Below are 14585 nucleotides of genomic sequence, written 5' to 3'. Positions count from 1 at the left end.
CTTTTTTTGCGCCCAGGCTTGTGAACATGTGAAAAACCATTCCCAGGCATCAAGAGCAGAGGTATCGCACGGAACGTTCTTCCCAAGGGCCCCGAAGCACGGTCGGCAACAGGGCTCCGCCACCGTCAGGACACAGTGGCCGGCAGCACAGCACGGCGCCGAGCCCTCCGATGCCGGTCGTGCCCCGGCCACACGGTGTCGTGGCCGCTCCTGGGCCGGGCCGGGTCCGGCCGCGATCTCCCCGGACGCCTCACCCACCCTGTGCAGCTTCTACGGGGCGACCCACGTCTGTGGTGCTTCAGTCCTCAGGAACCCAGGTGCCGGAACGGGGCACCTGGGAACGGCTCACCCCAGCAGCGAGGTGCGGCCCGGTCCCACCCTCGGTGGGGGAACGCTGGCTGTGTTCGACGGAAGGAGGCGGCTCGAGGGCGGCTCGAGGTCAGTCCTCGTCGATCTCCGGGTTCTCGATGAGCTGCCGCAGCAGCGCAAAGAAGTCCTCTTCGCTCATGGCCGACCAGTCAACATGCTCGCTCATGTCCTGCGGATTCCCTGAACGGGCCGACTATAAGCCTCCCGCAGGCGTTCTGAGTGGAGAACGCCTGATTGAATCCGTGTCCTCGCAGGTAGGCGGGGTGGTCGGGGCATGTGTGTCCGGATCCGGACGGACCATGGACTTTCTGCCCTGTTTCGGGTAATCAGCCCGTGCCAGATGCACGTCGACGGTTGCCGATCGCTCTTCTGCGCCCGGGTACGGCTCCGGGCGCGCACGGGTCGGCGAGCTCCGTCCGGGGCCGGAGTGCGGTCCCCCTCGAGATCAGACGCGTTGGCGAAGGGCGCTGCGGCACTCGGGGCAGCGGCAGCGTTTGTTGTAGCCCGTCACAGTCCCGTGGGGCAGGCTCGGATCGCGTTGTTCGGTGAGTGTGGCGTCGAGCTGCTCACCGAAGGGCGCCAGGATGCGTGCGGTCGAGAAGACCTGCTTCGGACTGATCTCGAGTTCGGCCGCGGCGTCGTCGACGTGCTTCCCCATGCGGAGTTTCGCGATGAGGCGTGATCGGGTGCTCGGTGGCATCCGGGCCTCGGCGTTCGCGATGAGTTGCTCGGAGTCGTCGATGGGGTAGCTCATTGGTTTCCTCTACGTGTGCGGGTGCGCCCGCCGCGGCGGGTACCTCAAACATCGTACGTGGTTTCTTCCCGCTGGTATCAGTATGAGACACAAGAGGCATTTGTGCATCAATCAGGCTGGTGAGGGTGCGCTCTGCGCTCGGTTCCCGAGCTCCGCCTGTGCCCCGGGCCGGTCGGCACACCCTGCCCTACGATTGTGGCCATGGGGCGCATGTGGGGCAGGAAAACAGGACTGAACTTGTGGTTTTCCTGTGACTGTGCTTCTGGATCTGCTGTGACCTAATGCGACAAAGGGGCGTTTCCTGCGCATGAGGTCTGGGGTGATGGGACCTCTCCTGGGGGATCAGGCAGGAAAGGTGCCGTGTTTTCTAGAAACGCATTGCTAGAAGCTAGGTGTCGTGTTTCGCTGGTGGTACACCTCACCACCCTGTGTCATTGGATCAGTGATATGACCAGCCCCACGGTTCGCCGACGGCGCCTCTCCTCGGAACTCCGCCGCCGCCGGGTGCAGGCCGGAATGACCCTCAGCGACGTGGCGGAGGAGCTCGAGTGGTCACCGGCCAAACTGGGCCACATCGAGACCGGTATCCGGAAATGGCCCTCGGTCATGGAGATCTCCGCCCTGCTGCGCCTGTACGGGGTCACGGGCGGGCAGCGCGAAGCCGTGCTGACACTGGTTCGAGAATCCCGGCTGCGGCCGTGGTGGACCGAGTACGAGGACGTGCTCTCCTCCGCCTACGTCGGCAACGAAGCAGGGGCAGTAGCGGTGCAGACCTACGCGGGCATCCTCGTGCCCGATCTGCTCCAGGCCCCCGACTACACGGCCCGGGTCGCCCGCTCCCTCGGGCACGGGGAGGACGGCGTCGAACGGATGGTCGCCTCGCACCTCAAACGCCAGGAGGTGCTCGAAGGCGGCGGGCTCGGGTGCTACCAGGCGGTTCTGGAGGAGGACGCTCTCCAACGCGTCTCCGGCGATCTGGAGCTGTTGCGGGCTCAGGCCGGCAGGCTCGTGGAGCTGGCGACCGAGTGTGACGCGGTCTCCATCCAGCTCCTCCCGACCTCCGCCGGCCCACACCCCGGTGTCTCCGGTCCCTTCTCGGTGCTCGAATTCGATGAGGACGAGACGGCCCTGGCCTACGTCGAGGCACCCCCGGGCGGGTCCGTCGTCGAGTCCGAGGAGGGGGTGCGTGCGTGCAGGGGGGTCTGGGACGCGCTCAGCCGCACCGCCGCCACACCCGAGGCGACGGTGGGTATTCTGCGGCGTATGGCCCTGCTGACCTGAAGTTCTTGTCCACCCCTGTCCAGGTCGGATGTCGAACGCCGGTGTGAAACGGTCCACCGTGGCAGGGAGTGCCCGGGATGGCTTGCTAGTCTGCTTGGTGACAACCTCATAAAGTTCTCTGTGGAGGGCCGGTCCCCGGACTCGGCTCCCTGTACGAACCGGACCAACGAAAGGGTGCAGACAGTGAAGAAGATCATCGTTCTGGCGCTGGTGGCCCTCGGTGCTTTCGCCGTTTACCGCAAGATCCAGGCCGACCGCGCCGAGCTGGACCTCTGGACCGAGGCCACGGCGGCCAGCGAGGGCTGATCGGACGAACGCGCCAGGGCGGCGTCCGCGACGCCGTCATGACGGTTCCGCCGGGTGACCGAGGGCAGGCACACACCACGTGCCGCCCCGGAAAGCCCGACGGCGACACGAAGGCGTGGGTGGGCTGAGGACCCCGCGGTGCGACCCACGGCTTTGTGCTGCGTCCGGCCCCGGACGTGGCTCCGTGGTGTCCGGTCCGGCCCGGGTGACCCGAGCGGCCTTCTGATGGAGGTATGCTCTGTGCGGTGACCGGGACCGTACCCGGATCCAGGGGCCATAGCTCAGCTGGCAGAGCGCTGGTTTTGCATACCAGAGGTCAGGGGTTCGACTCCCCTTGGCTCCACTGCGAAAAACAGCAGATCAGATGTAGGAACGGGGACCTCCGAACGGGGGTCCCCGTTCTGTGTGTCCGGGGCCCGGTACCCATCCGGCGCAGGTGCGCACAGCCCACACCGCTTGCCCGAGCAGGGTCGCCCGGTGGCGCTCTCGCCCCGCCACATCGTCGAGCCGGCCGGGCGCCTTTGCGGTTGCCCGCCTCGTGCTGCACGCAACCACAGGACGGCCCCGAGCGCCGTGAAGTCGCTGGACCTCCCCTGAGAGACGCACAGGAGCTCTCCGGGCCGACCTCGGCGTGCACGGGCCGACCGGTGCGGTGCCCGACCCGTTGCCGCCGGTCGACCCACCAGGAGGCACGGCCCGCGGCGGTGACGCGGTGGGCCCGTCTGCCTCGAACGGACCATCCACTCCGTCGTCGCCGGCACGGGACCGACGTGCGGAGGTCCGCAATCTCCGGCGCAGTGTCCTGTTCTGCTCCCCGTTGGGGTTTCGGGACGGACACACGGAATGAATGGCCCCCTTCACCACAAAAGGCCGATCCTGGGGTTACTAATGGGTATTGCCGAGCCCGAACTGCGGTTACCAACGAGTATTTCCAAGGACTGGTGCAGTGCCGTCACAAGGGGGGTCAGGATAAGGATGTGATCGGCCGGAAGGGAGTAACTAGTCCGTTCGAGCCAGATGGATGACGGAGAGTCCTTCCTGGGCACCCGGGGCGGGTTCGGTCGGTGGCTCATGGGGTGGCGTGAAGTCGCAGGTCATCACGGTTGTCAGGGAAACGTGGGCGAGAGGCCTTTCTCGGTGGTTTCGTGAAGCCCTCGCACCACGCGCCATTACCCTCCGTATGTGTATGATGACACTTCCCCTCGGTGCGATGGTCCTACTGGGCCATATGAGAAATAGGCCTCTTGGGGACTGTTGGTGAACTGGGACGATCCGTAGTTTCGACACCAGCGACAACGAGGAACACAGCGCGCCGAAAACGATCAACCCCCGAAGACGTGAAGCGCGGCCCCCCGCGCTGTACAGCAGTCCATCGTCCTCGGATCGGCCCGCTGTTCCTCGGCCACTCCGGCTCCGACCGGAGAGGGAAATCCGATCACCACACATGCTGATCTTGGGAGTGGGGCGACATGTGGAACGAGAAGATGGCGATCCGGGCGAAGTGCCGTGAGATCGACCCGGACGCCCTGTTCGTGCAGGGTGCCGCGCAGAACCGTGCCAAGCTGATCTGCCGCGGGTGCCCCGTACGGACGGAGTGCCTCGCCGAGGCGCTCGACAACCGCATCGAGTTCGGTGTCTGGGGAGGCATGACCGAACGCGAGCGCAGGGCGCTGCTGCGGCGCCGCAAGGACGTAACGAGCTGGTACGACCTGCTCACCAGTGCTGAGCGCCGCTACGAGCGCGAGCAGGAGCGCCGCGAGGCCGCGAGGCGTTCCGCCGACCCGGTCACCGCCCGCAAGTGACCGCGGGTGCCGGACCCCGCGTGGGCTTCAGGCCCAGGGAGGGGGCCCGGAGCGGAGGTCCGGCGCCCTCGGTGGACCCAGGGAAGAGGTCCGCCGTCCCCGGGCGGCTCCGGTCCTCCGGGGGCGGCCCGGGTGGTCAGGGAAGAGTCAGGGGTGGCCCGGATACCCGAACGACACCTGTGTGACGCACCATGGAAGGGACGGGCCCGACGGGTCATGTCCCGCTGTCGTGAGGGAGGGTGACGTGGCGGTGGACGAACATCGAGGCCACACGAACCGGCCCCGGCCGTATGGCGGTGGCGGCCCGGAGGTGCGACTCTCGCACGCCGACCGCGACGCCGTCGCGGAGGTGCTCCAGGAGGCCTACGGCAAGGGGCAGCTCGACGAGCACGAGTTCGAACAGCGCGTCGACGCGGCCATGAGCGCCAAGTACCCCTCGGAGCTCGAACACCTCACCATGGACCTCGGCCCGGTCCGGCCGCCGGAGGGCCACGGCCCGGCCGTGGCCGGGGNGGGGGCCCCCCCCAGCCACTACTACCTTCCGTTCGTGGTACCGCTGCTGCTCGTCGCCGTCAGCGACAACATGTCGTGGTACGTGCGGCGCCAGGCGATGGAGGCCCTCAACTTCCAGCTCTTCTGTGTCATCGCCGGGGCCGCCAGCACGGTACTGATCACACCGATCGCGCTCTTCTGGGCTCTGGGGCCCGTCGCCATGGCGGGTGCACCGGCGGCCCTGCTGGGTGTGCTCCTGGCGGTGCCGGTGGCGGTGCTCGTCTACTGCCTCACCGGGTGGCTGATCATGCCGGCGGTGGCGGGGATCGCGAGCCTGATGGGGAAGAACTGGCATTACCCGATGTTCTTCCGCCTCCTCAAGGACAAGTGAGGGGCCGGGGCCCACGGCCCCGCCACCGGCCCGCATCCGTTGGAGGAGCGGGGTTGGCCGGCGGGCGCCTCGGCCCACCGGACGCGACCTAGGGGGACTTGGTGGAACCGCCCTTGTTCGAGCTGGTCGCGGCTCGGGCCGGCTCCTTGGCCTTGTTCTTGGTGGCATTGCCGGCTGTCTTGTCAGCGGCCTCGGAGGCGTTGGACCCCAAGTTCTCGCGAGTCTCGCGGACCTGGTCGCGCGCCTGGTCCAGGTGCTCCTGCCACTCGGCGTCCTGGGATGCCTGGCGCATACGCACCATCGAGTAGACCAGGGCGCCGCCGACGACGGCCGCACCGCCGATCAGCAGGGTGCGGGTGACCTTGCGGTTCTGCCGCAGGGCGCGCAGGCCCCGGCGGGGAGGCTTGGGGTCGACCCGGTGCGCGGCGGTGTTGAGGAGTTCTGCCACACGCGGGGCGACGGTGTCCTCGACCCGGTGCGCGGCGGTCTCCAACCTGGGGGCCGTCCAGCCTCGGGCCTGGAGGAGCTTCTGAGAAGCCTGGTCACGCGCCTGATCGGCGTAGGGGCCGAGCCGTTCGGCCTGCTCGCGGGCGAGGTCCTGGAGGCGGACAATGGCCACCTCGGCTTCCTTCTGTGCCTTGCGACGCTTCGTGGTGATGGGCACGTCGTCAGCTCCTTCTCTAGAGATCATCAGCGGCCTCCACCCGTGGACCGCGGACAGTTCCGCACGGGTGGCTTGCCGTCGTCCTTCCCTGTGACCCGGGTGTTATCTCAACTTACGTCCTCTCCGTCTGTGATCTGTGCTTCGACACCGCGGGTCACACTTCGAGGTCGTGCGGGCACGTCCCTCGTCGGTGCCGGCCGAGTCGGTGTTGTCCACAGGCCATCGGGTTTCGGCGAAGAGCGGGTGCCGGACGGGTAACGTGAGCACGTAAGCGAACTCGACCGAAAGGCACGCAGGTGTCGGACTCCAAGGGTCAGCCCACCGCGCGGCTGAACACCTCCAAGGGAACCATCGTCGTCAAGCTCTTCGAGGAGGAGGCACCCGAGACGGTTGCCAACTTCATCGGCCTGGCCGACGGCTCCAAGCAGTGGATGGACCCCACGACGGGCAAGCCCTCCAACAGCAGCCTCTACGAGGGCACCATCTTCCACCGCGTCATCGACGGTTTCATGGTTCAGGGCGGCGACCCGCTCGGTTCCGGCCGCGGTGGCCCCGGGTACACGTTCAAGGACGAGATCCACCCGAACCTGCGCTTCGACCGTCCCTTCCTCCTGGCCATGGCCAACGCCGGGCCGGGCACCAACGGTTCGCAGTTCTTCATCACCGTGGACAAGCCCTACTGGCTCGACGGCCGCCACACCATCTTCGGTGAGGTCGTCGAGGGCGACGACATCGTCAGCACCATCTCGCAGGTCGCCACCGACTCCCAGGACCGTCCCCGCGAGGACGTGGTGATCAACAGCGTCGAGATCACCCGATAGAACCACGGGAGTGAGAGACCGGCCATCATGAGTGAGCCCCCACCGCCGACCGGTGCGTCACACACGGGAGAGACACCGACGCCCCGCACCTGTTACCGGCACGCCGACCGGGAGACCGGTGTCAGCTGCACCCGGTGCGGGCGTCCCATCTGTCCCGATTGCATGGTCGAGGCGTCCGTGGGGTTCCACTGCCCGGACTGCGTCGCGGAGGGGAACCGCACCGTACGGCAGGCCCGGACCGTCTTCGGCGGCAAGGTCATCGACAAGCCGTACGTGACGTGGACGCTCTTGGGGCTCGTCGCGGTCGGTTTCGTCCTGCAGCAGGTGATGCCGCAGATCGCCGCCGCTTTCGGGATGCACGGCTTCGCCGTCCACCTGGGCGGCGAGTGGTACCGGCTCATCACATCGGCGTTCCTGCACGGGGGCATCTTCCACCTGTTGTTCAACGGGTACGCACTCTTCCTGCTCGGCAATGCGCTGGAACGGTGGCTCGGCCACGGGCGCTTCCTCACCCTCTGGGTGCTGGGCGCGCTGTCCGGTTCGGCGCTGAGCCTGTTGGCCGCACCCGGCCAGCTGTCCATCGGGGCCTCGGGAGCGATCTTCGCGCTGTTCGGTGCGGTGTTCGTGACCGGGCGCCGCCTGGGCCTGGACATGCGGATGATCCTGGTCCTGCTGGTGGTCAACCTGGGGATCACGTTCCTGGTCCCCAACATCTCCTGGACCGCGCACATCGGCGGACTGGTCGCCGGTTTCGCGGTCGGCGCGATCTTCGCGCTGCTGCCCAGGGGGAAGGCCGACCACCGCAGGCGGAGCCTCGTGCACACGCTGATGGCCGCGGCCTACACCGTTCTGCTCGCCGTCCTGCTCATCGGGGGGCCCGCGCTCGTGTGGCCGGCCCTGGGACTCGTCTGAGCCCGGGGGCGCACCGAAGGCCCGGGAGGGGACATGGTCCTCTCCCGGGCCTTCGTTCTGTCCGAGGGTGCTCCGGCGGTCTGCCCGCGGGGACGGGCGCGCTCAGGAGCGTCGCGGTCTCAGTGCCAGCGCGTCGACAGGATGACCGCCAGGATGATGCCGCTGAACCCGATGAGCAGGTTCCAGTTGTGCCAGTCCTGCATGTACGGGATCTGCGAACCCGCGATGTAGTACACACCGATCCACAGGATGCCCAGGATGAAGGCGCCCAGCATGACGGGCACCAGCCAGCGCGGACTGACCTTGGGCTTCTCCTTGGAAGGAGGCGGCGTGTATACAGCCTTCTTCTTGCGATCGTTGCGGGACTTGGGCACGGTCGCTGCTCCAAAGAGGTGGGGCGGTTCGGAAATTATCTGCACAGTCTACGCCCAGAGGGGCGCCGACGTCACCGGTGGTGCGGCCGTGCACGGCCGGTAACGACGGTGCCCCCACGGCGAGGCCGCGGGGGCACCGGGGCGGGTGTCAGTCCTGCAGGGGACGGGACAGCCCGTCCTGACCGGGCGGCTCATCGCCGGGTGGTCCATCGCCGGGCGGCTCGTCGCCGGGCAGCCCCGGGATCCCCGGGCCGTCGTCGGTGGGCTCGTCGGTGGGCTCGTCGGTCGGGTCCTCGGTGGGCTCGTCAGCGGGCGGGAGCGCGATCACGAGGGTGACCGTGGAACCCGCGGGCACCGCCTGCCCGGCGTTGGGAGCGTGGGAGACGACCGTGCCCTCAGGAGTGTCGGCGTTCTCCCGCTCCTCGATCTGGGTTTGCAGACCCAGTCCCTCCAGGGTCGAGACCGCATCCTCCTGGGTCCGGCCCTCGAGGTCGGGGACATCCACCTGCTGTGGCCCCGAGGAGATCTGCAGGGTGATCTCGCTGTCGGGGGAGACCGTCCGGCCGGCGGCCGGGTCGGTGCCGACCGCGTTGCCCTGCGGGACGTCGCCGCTCGCGGTCTCCTCGGTCGCCACGTTCTCGAAGCCCGCGTCGTTGAGGGCGCCCATCGCGTCGGCCTCGCTCTGGCCCTCAACCGACGGGATCTCGGTCTCGCCCGGCCCGCTGGAGATCACGAGGGTGACCTGGTCGGTCACGGGGATCTCCTGGTCCGCCTCCGGGTCGGTCTCCAGGACCGTGCCGGGTTCGGCGTCCTCGTCGGCCTGTTCCTCGGAGCCGACGTCCTCGAAGCCCTCCTCGCTCAGTGTCGAGCGGGCCTCCTCCTCGGAGTCGCCGACCACGTCGGGAAGGGCCACCTCGTCGGGCCCGGAGCCTTCCCGGGTGACCAGCCAGAACAGCAGGAAGATCGCGCCGATCACGCCGAGGGCCAGCAGGGCCCAGAGGGCCTTCTTGCCGCCCCCGCCGCTGCGTCGGTCGTCGTGGTCCCGGTCGTCGTAGTCGTCGCTGTAGTCGGCGGGGGGAAGCGTCGTGGTCGCTCCCGCGCCGGCGGAGTCCATCATCATCGTGCCGGCCTGGGTGGGCATGCCCTGCAGGCCGCGCTGGATGTCGGCGCGCATCTCCGCGGCGTTCTGGTAGCGGTCCTCGCGGTCCTTGGTCATCGCCCGCAGGGTGATGTCATCCAGCCACTGCGGGACCTGCGCGTCCAGCTCGCTCGGCGGGACCGGGTCCTCACGCACGTGCTGGTAGGCGATGGAGACCGGGGAGTCTCCGGTGAACGGCGGGCCACTGGTGAGCAGCTCGTAGAGCACGCATCCGGTCGAGTAGATGTCGCTGCGAGGGTCGACGCGCTCACCGCGCGCCTGCTCCGGCGACAGGTACTGGGCGGTCCCGATGACTTGGGAGGCCTGGGTCATCGTGGCCTGGTCGTCGCCCATGGAACGTGCGATGCCGAAGTCCATGACCTTGACGTCGGCGTTGCGCGTGAGCATGACGTTGGCGGGCTTGATGTCCCGGTGCACGATCCCGTGGTCGTGGCTGTACTCCAGCGCGTTCAGGATCCCGTCGACCAGCTCCGCGGAACGTTCGGGCAGCAGCCGCCGGTCGTCGTCCAGGAGCTCCTTGAGCGTGCGCCCGTCCACGTACTCCATGACGATGTACGGGATCGAGACCCCGTCGATCATGTCTTCGCCGGTGTCGTAGACCGCGATGATCGCCGGGTGGTTCAGGGAAGCCGCGGACTGTGCCTCACGGCGGAACCGGGCCTGGAAGATGTGGTCCTTGGCCAGGTCGTGTCGTAGGGTCTTGATCGCGACGAGCCGGTCGAGGCGCAGGTCGCGTGCGAGGTTGACCTCGGCCATGCCGCCACGGCCGACGGTCTCGTCGAGCTCGTAGCGGCCTCCGAGAAGCCGGGGCTGGGACATGTCGTGCACTTATCCTCGTGTCTTCCGGCGGTCGGCCGCGGACCGCCTCCTACCCTGAGCGTCTCTCGCCCATTGCCACGTCACTCTGCTGTCGGTCATCGGCACTATGGATTACCCACCCTCCTCGGGCGGCGGTTCTTCCTGCCCGTCGTCCTCCTCGGGCGGCGGCTCCTCCTGCCCGTCGTCCTCCTCGGGCGGCGGTTCTTCCTGCCCGTCGTCCTCCTCGGGCGGAGCGGTCGGCTGCTCCGTGCCTTCGTCGGGTCCAGGGGTCGCCGGAGGCACGGTGGGTTCCATCGTGGGTTCCCAGTCGTTCTGCGGCGGCGGTTCGGGCTCGATGGCGCCGGGGTCGGCGGGCTCCTCTTCCTCCGTCTCCGTCGACGGGGAGGAAGGAGGCGATTCGACCTGGTCCTGGGTGTCGACGGGGTCGCGTGAGGCGCCGGTCTCTTGCCCGCCGTCCCCGAACAGGAAACCGGCCACCACGGCGGACACGATGAGAAGGGTTGCTGCGACGGACGCGAGCACCACGGGCAGCCTGATCCGGCGGCCCCGGCCTTCGCCCACCGTATCCGAGGCACCGTCCTGGCCTGGAGGAACACCCTGCGGGGTGCCGTTGTCGGCGACCGTGGTGGCGTCCGCCTCGGGAACGGCGGCCACGACGGCGGTCTGGGCCATGCCTTGGAAACCGGTGGACGGTGTCGGCGGGCCCGTACCGGAGTTGGAGCGGATCACCGCGGCCGCATGAGCCACCTCACTCGCGGAGGAGGGGCGGTCGTCGGGGGCCTTCTGCAGCAGGGAGGAGACCAGGCCGTCGACCTCCGCGGGCACGTGCGAGGGCAGCTCCGGCGGTTCCTCCCGGGTGTGTGCCAGCGCCAGGGCCACGGGGCTGTCGCCGGTGAAGGGCGGTTGCCCGGCCAGGCACTCGTAGGCCACCACCCCGAGCGCGTACAGGTCGGAGGTGGAGGTCGCCGGCCGCCCCGACGCCTGCTCCGGTGAGATGTACTGGGCGGTCCCCATGACCATGCCGGTCTGGGTCAGGGTGACCGACATGTCGCCACGCGCGATACCGAAGTCGGTGAGTTTGAGCTGGTCGTCCTCGGTCACCAGCAGGTTGCCCGGCTTGATGTCGCGGTGCACGACACCGCGTGCGTGCGCGGCTGCGAGGGCCTTGGCCGCCTGGCACACGAAGTCCAGGGTCCGGTCCGGGGTCAGGTGGTCGTGTTCGCGCAGGAGCTGGGACAGCGGATCGCCCACGACCAGCTCCATGATGAGGAAGGCGCGCCCTTCCTCCTCGCCGTAGTCGTAGACCTGGGCGATGCCCGGGTGCGACAGGCCGGCGGTGATGCGTCCCTCGGTGCGGAAGCGTTCCCGGGCGGTGGGTTCCGCCATCTGGGCCGGGTGCAGAAGCTTCACGGCCACCGGTCTGTTGAGCAGGGTGTCGGTGGCTTTCCACACCGTTCCCATACCGCCGGAACCGACCTGCTCCTCGAGTCGGTAGCGGTCGCTCAACACGGTCCCGGCGGGGTCCGGGGGACCGTTGTGTGAAGACGGCTCGTTGGCGCTCACTCCTGGACCACTGCCTCCATCATCTGACGAGCGATCGGAGCGGCGTTCTCGTTACCACTGCCGCCGCCGTGCTCGATCACGACCGCGACCGCGACCTCGGGGTCGTCTGCGGGTGCAAAACCGATGAACCAGTTGTGCGTGCCCAGATCGCCCCCGGTCTCGGCGGTACCGGTCTTGCCGGCGACCTCCATGCCGGAGATGGCTGCGTTGGTTCCGGATCCGCCTTCCCCAGTGACGCGCACCATCATGTCCGTCAGGGTCTGTGCGGTGCTGGCACTGGTGGCCGTGGTATAGGACTGCGGTTCTGTGGAGGAGAGCGTGGATTCGCCGTTCGGTTCCTGGATCCGGTCCACGGCGTAGGGCTGCATGACCTCGCCGGAGTTGGCGATACCCGCGGAGACCATCGCCATCTGCAACGGTGTGGCCTCGACGTTGCCCTGGCCGATGCCGGCCCGGCCGAGAATGTTGCGGTCCTCCTCGGGCGGCGCCAGGCTCGGGGTGACCTCCAGCGGGGTCTCCAACACCTCGTCCGGGTTGAACCCGAACGCGGTCGCCTGCTCACTGAGCTGGTCGCCGCCCATCTCGATCGCCCAGTTGGCCATCGAGGTGTTGCAGGAGATCTGGATCGAGTGCCCCAGGGTATCGGGGTCGCCGTTGTTGCATGTACCGCCCGGTGTGGCGTTGGGCAGCGGGCGCCCGAGGTCCAAGGTGTCGGGGGCGTCCATGGTGCTGTCGGCGGTGGCGTCCAGGTTCTCGATCGCGGAGGCCGCCGTGACGACCTTGAAGGTCGAGCCCGGGGGATACCGCTCGTTGAGAGCCCGGTTGAGGAGGGGCTGGTCCTCGTTCTGCTCGAGTTCGACGTAGTTGTCGACGGCACTCTGTGGTTCGTCGATGCTCACCACGTCGTTGGCGTCGTAGGAGGGGTAGGAGACCGCACCCAGGATCGAACCGGTGCTCGGGTCGAGGGCCACGGCCGCACCGTTCTTGCCCTGGTTGGCGAACCCGTCGTAACCGGCCTGCTGCACCTCCGGGTCGAGTGTGAGCTCCACACGCGCACCGCCCGGGTCGTGCCCGGTGAGGATGTCGCGCAGCTTGCGGGCGGCGAGCCGGTCGTCGGACCCGTCCAGGAGGGAGTTCTCCGCCTCCTCGACACCGGAGGCGCCGTAGCTGCGGAAGGACCCCACGATGGGTGTGTACAGGTCCCCGCCGTTGTACATGCGCTGGTAGCGGGCCTGGTCGTCCTCCTCGGAGAGGTCCTCGGAGTAGGCCACCGGTTCACCCGCGACCTGGATCGGCCCGCGCTGCTCGGTGAGGCGCTCGCTGTACTGGCGGTTGTTCAGCGGGTCCTCGCGGATCGCGTCCGCCTGGAACCCCTGGATCCAGGTGGCCTGGAGCATCAGGGCGCCGAACAGGATCATGGAGAAGACGGCGAGGCGTCGGATGGGTGTGTTCATCGTCGGATCACCTGTGTGGCCCCCTCGTCCTGGATCGCCTTGGGCGCGGGACGGCGCGCGTTGTCGCTCATGCGCAGCAACAGGCCGATCACCAGCCAGCTCGCCATGAGCGCAGAACCACCCGCGGCCAGGAACGGTGTTGTCATACCGGTCAGGGGGATGATGCGCAGCAGGCCGCCGAGCACGACGAAGACCTGGAAACATATGACGAAGGCCAGGCCGCTGGCCAGCATCTTGATGAACAGCTCACGTGAGGCCAGGGCGATGCGCATGCCCCGCTGCACGAGCAGGAAGACGACGACGAGGAGCGCCATGAGGCCCGTCAGCCCCAGTTCCTCGGCCAGCGAGGCCATGATGAAGTCGCTGTCGGCGGCGAAGTTGTTGTGGGCGTCGCCGCCGCCCATGCCGGTGCCGAACAGGCCGCCGTAGGCCATGCCGATCTGGCCCTTCACGAGCTGGGCGCTGCCGCCGAGCGCGTCGTAGACCTCCTGGTCGAAGGCGTTGAACCAGATGTTGACGCGCTGCTCGAAGTGCCAGAAGAGCTGGAAGGCCAGCGCTGCGGCCAGCACGAACACGGAGAGGCCGATGATGACCCAGGACGAACGCTGGGTGGCCACGTACAGCATCGCCAGGAACGTGCCGAACAGCAGCAGCGACGAACCGAGGTCCTTGGTGAGTACCAGCAGGCCGATCGCCAGGACCCAGCCCACGACCATCGGCATGAAGTCGCGTGCGCGGGGCAGGTCCATGATCTTGAACCGGCCGATCTTGATCTCCTTGGCCGCCAGCGACAGGACCTGGCGTTTGGTGACCAGGTACGACGACAGGAAGACCACCAGGGCGATCTTGGCGAACTCCGAAGGCTGGACCGTGAAACCGGCGAGCCCGATCCATCGGCGGGCGCCGTACTCGGAGATGCCGATGACCGGGAGCATCGGCAGGGCGATGAGGATGATCGCGGCCAACGCGCTGATGTAGGTGTAGCGCTGCAGGACCCGCGGTTCCTTGAGGAAGAACAGCAGAGCGATGCACAGGACCATGCCCACGGCCGTCCAGACGAGCTGCATGCCGATGCCGGCGTGCTCGATGTCTCCGGAGTCGGCGGCGTCCAGGCGCCAGATCATGGCCACGCCGATCCCGTTGAGGAACAGTGCGCACGGCAGGATCAGCGGATCGGCGTACGGCGCGATCCAGCGCAGCGCCGCGTGGGTGGCCAGGGCCATGGCGCCGAAGAGGAGGCCGTAACCCCACATGGCGCCGGGGAGCTGTCCGTCGAGGTTGAGCCCGGCGACGGCCATCGCCGACATCGTGATCACGATGGTCACGCAGATGAGGGCGAGTTCGGCGTTGCGCCGCTTGACCGGAGGCAGCTCGGTGGGCGCCTCGGAGGAGGCCGGTGCCTCGGGTGCCGCTGTGCTCATGGG

The 14585-nt window shown here is 68.2% G+C and carries 13 protein-coding genes and 1 tRNA gene; 7 read left to right on the top strand and 7 right to left on the bottom strand.

Annotated features, from left to right (window positions below; all coding sequences use genetic code 11):
* Positions 1-814 precede the first annotated feature (814 nt).
* Positions 815-1123 carry a hypothetical protein gene (locus tag D473_RS0120905; protein ID WP_017578044.1) on the bottom strand — a complete coding sequence of 103 codons (309 nt, stop codon included), beginning with the start codon at positions 1121-1123 and terminating at the stop codon, positions 815-817.
* Between the two features lie 516 nt (positions 1124-1639).
* Between D473_RS0120905 and D473_RS0120900 the strand changes: the two genes are divergently transcribed.
* From D473_RS0120900 to D473_RS28790, 5 genes are all read left to right on the top strand, one after another.
* Positions 1640-2404 (top strand): helix-turn-helix domain-containing protein, encoded by a 765-nt coding sequence (locus D473_RS0120900; protein WP_017610990.1) that lies wholly within the window; start codon positions 1640-1642, stop codon positions 2402-2404.
* Between the two features lie 183 nt (positions 2405-2587).
* A complete protein-coding gene (locus D473_RS28240; RefSeq protein WP_017578042.1) occupies positions 2588-2710 on the top strand; it encodes a DLW-39 family protein in 123 nt (40 codons plus the stop codon).
* A 270-nt stretch (positions 2711-2980) separates the two neighbouring features.
* Positions 2981-3053: transfer RNA gene (locus D473_RS0120890), tRNA-Ala, on the top strand.
* Between the two features lie 1126 nt (positions 3054-4179).
* The gene (locus D473_RS28465) at positions 4180-4512 is read left to right on the top strand and encodes a WhiB family transcriptional regulator (protein ID WP_017610989.1); all 333 of its coding nucleotides are present in this window, start codon (positions 4180-4182) and stop codon (positions 4510-4512) included.
* On the top strand, positions 4430-5395 hold the full coding sequence (locus D473_RS28790) for a DUF1707 and DUF4870 domain-containing protein (protein ID WP_449406457.1): 966 nt from the start codon (positions 4430-4432) through the stop codon (positions 5393-5395). The genes D473_RS28465 and D473_RS28790 overlap by 83 nt, the downstream gene beginning before the upstream one ends.
* 88 nt (positions 5396-5483) lie before the next feature.
* On the opposite strand, the gene D473_RS0120875 is transcribed toward D473_RS28790, so the two are convergent.
* On the bottom strand, positions 5484-6059 hold the full coding sequence (locus D473_RS0120875; protein WP_017610987.1) for a hypothetical protein: 576 nt from the start codon (positions 6057-6059) through the stop codon (positions 5484-5486).
* Between the two features lie 296 nt (positions 6060-6355).
* Here D473_RS0120875 and D473_RS0120870 point away from each other — a divergent pair, with 296 nt between their 5' ends.
* Together D473_RS0120870 and D473_RS0120865 are read left to right on the top strand one after the other, a co-directional pair.
* Positions 6356-6880 carry a peptidylprolyl isomerase gene (locus D473_RS0120870; protein WP_017610986.1) on the top strand — a complete coding sequence of 175 codons (525 nt, stop codon included), beginning with the start codon at positions 6356-6358 and terminating at the stop codon, positions 6878-6880.
* A gap of 162 nt (positions 6881-7042) precedes the next feature.
* Positions 7043-7792 carry a rhomboid family intramembrane serine protease gene (locus D473_RS0120865; RefSeq protein WP_017610985.1) on the top strand — a complete coding sequence of 250 codons (750 nt, stop codon included), beginning with the start codon at positions 7043-7045 and terminating at the stop codon, positions 7790-7792.
* A gap of 119 nt (positions 7793-7911) precedes the next feature.
* Here the strand turns inward: D473_RS0120865 and D473_RS0120860 are convergent, their stop codons facing one another.
* The 5 genes from D473_RS0120860 to D473_RS0120840 form a co-directional block, all read right to left on the bottom strand.
* Entirely contained in the window at positions 7912-8166 is a 255-nt protein-coding gene (locus D473_RS0120860; protein ID WP_017610984.1) for a cell division protein CrgA, read from the bottom strand.
* Between the two features lie 148 nt (positions 8167-8314).
* Positions 8315-10144 carry a Stk1 family PASTA domain-containing Ser/Thr kinase gene (pknB, locus tag D473_RS0120855; protein ID WP_033353744.1) on the bottom strand — a complete coding sequence of 610 codons (1830 nt, stop codon included), beginning with the start codon at positions 10142-10144 and terminating at the stop codon, positions 8315-8317.
* Between the two features lie 111 nt (positions 10145-10255).
* Positions 10256-11707 (bottom strand): serine/threonine-protein kinase, encoded by a 1452-nt coding sequence (locus tag D473_RS0120850; protein WP_017610982.1) that lies wholly within the window; start codon positions 11705-11707, stop codon positions 10256-10258.
* The gene (locus D473_RS0120845; RefSeq protein WP_017610981.1) at positions 11704-13161 is read right to left on the bottom strand and encodes a peptidoglycan D,D-transpeptidase FtsI family protein; all 1458 of its coding nucleotides are present in this window, start codon (positions 13159-13161) and stop codon (positions 11704-11706) included. Before D473_RS0120845 ends, D473_RS0120850 begins: the two co-directional genes overlap by 4 nt.
* Entirely contained in the window at positions 13158-14582 is a 1425-nt protein-coding gene (locus D473_RS0120840) for an FtsW/RodA/SpoVE family cell cycle protein (RefSeq protein ID WP_017610980.1), read from the bottom strand. Before D473_RS0120840 ends, D473_RS0120845 begins: the two co-directional genes overlap by 4 nt.
* Between the last annotated feature and the right edge of the window lie 3 nt (positions 14583-14585).

It is taken from the genome of Nocardiopsis xinjiangensis YIM 90004 (assembly GCF_000341145.1).
Taxonomy (GTDB): Bacteria; Actinomycetota; Actinomycetes; order Streptosporangiales; family Streptosporangiaceae; genus Nocardiopsis; species Nocardiopsis xinjiangensis.
The sequence above is the reverse complement of the archived record's forward strand: the minus strand, read 5'-3'. Positions and strand labels throughout refer to the sequence as shown.

Excerpts from the sequence above, each read along its gene's own strand:
- D473_RS0120905 (WP_017578044.1), bottom strand. The coding sequence starts at position 1,123 with ATGAGCTACCCCATCGACGACTCCGAGCAACTCATCGCGAACGCCGAG.
- D473_RS0120900 (WP_017610990.1), top strand. The coding sequence starts at position 1,640 with ATGACCCTCAGCGACGTGGCGGAGGAGCTCGAGTGGTCACCGGCCAAA.
- D473_RS28465 (WP_017610989.1), top strand. The coding sequence starts at position 4,180 with ATGTGGAACGAGAAGATGGCGATCCGGGCGAAGTGCCGTGAGATCGAC.
- D473_RS0120865 (WP_017610985.1), top strand. The coding sequence starts at position 7,043 with ATGGTCGAGGCGTCCGTGGGGTTCCACTGCCCGGACTGCGTCGCGGAG.
- pknB (WP_033353744.1), bottom strand. The coding sequence starts at position 10,144 with ATGTCCCAGCCCCGGCTTCTCGGAGGCCGCTACGAGCTCGACGAGACC.
- D473_RS0120845 (WP_017610981.1), bottom strand. The coding sequence starts at position 13,161 with ATGAACACACCCATCCGACGCCTCGCCGTCTTCTCCATGATCCTGTTC.
- D473_RS0120840 (WP_017610980.1), bottom strand. The coding sequence starts at position 14,582 with ATGAGCACAGCGGCACCCGAGGCACCGGCCTCCTCCGAGGCGCCCACC.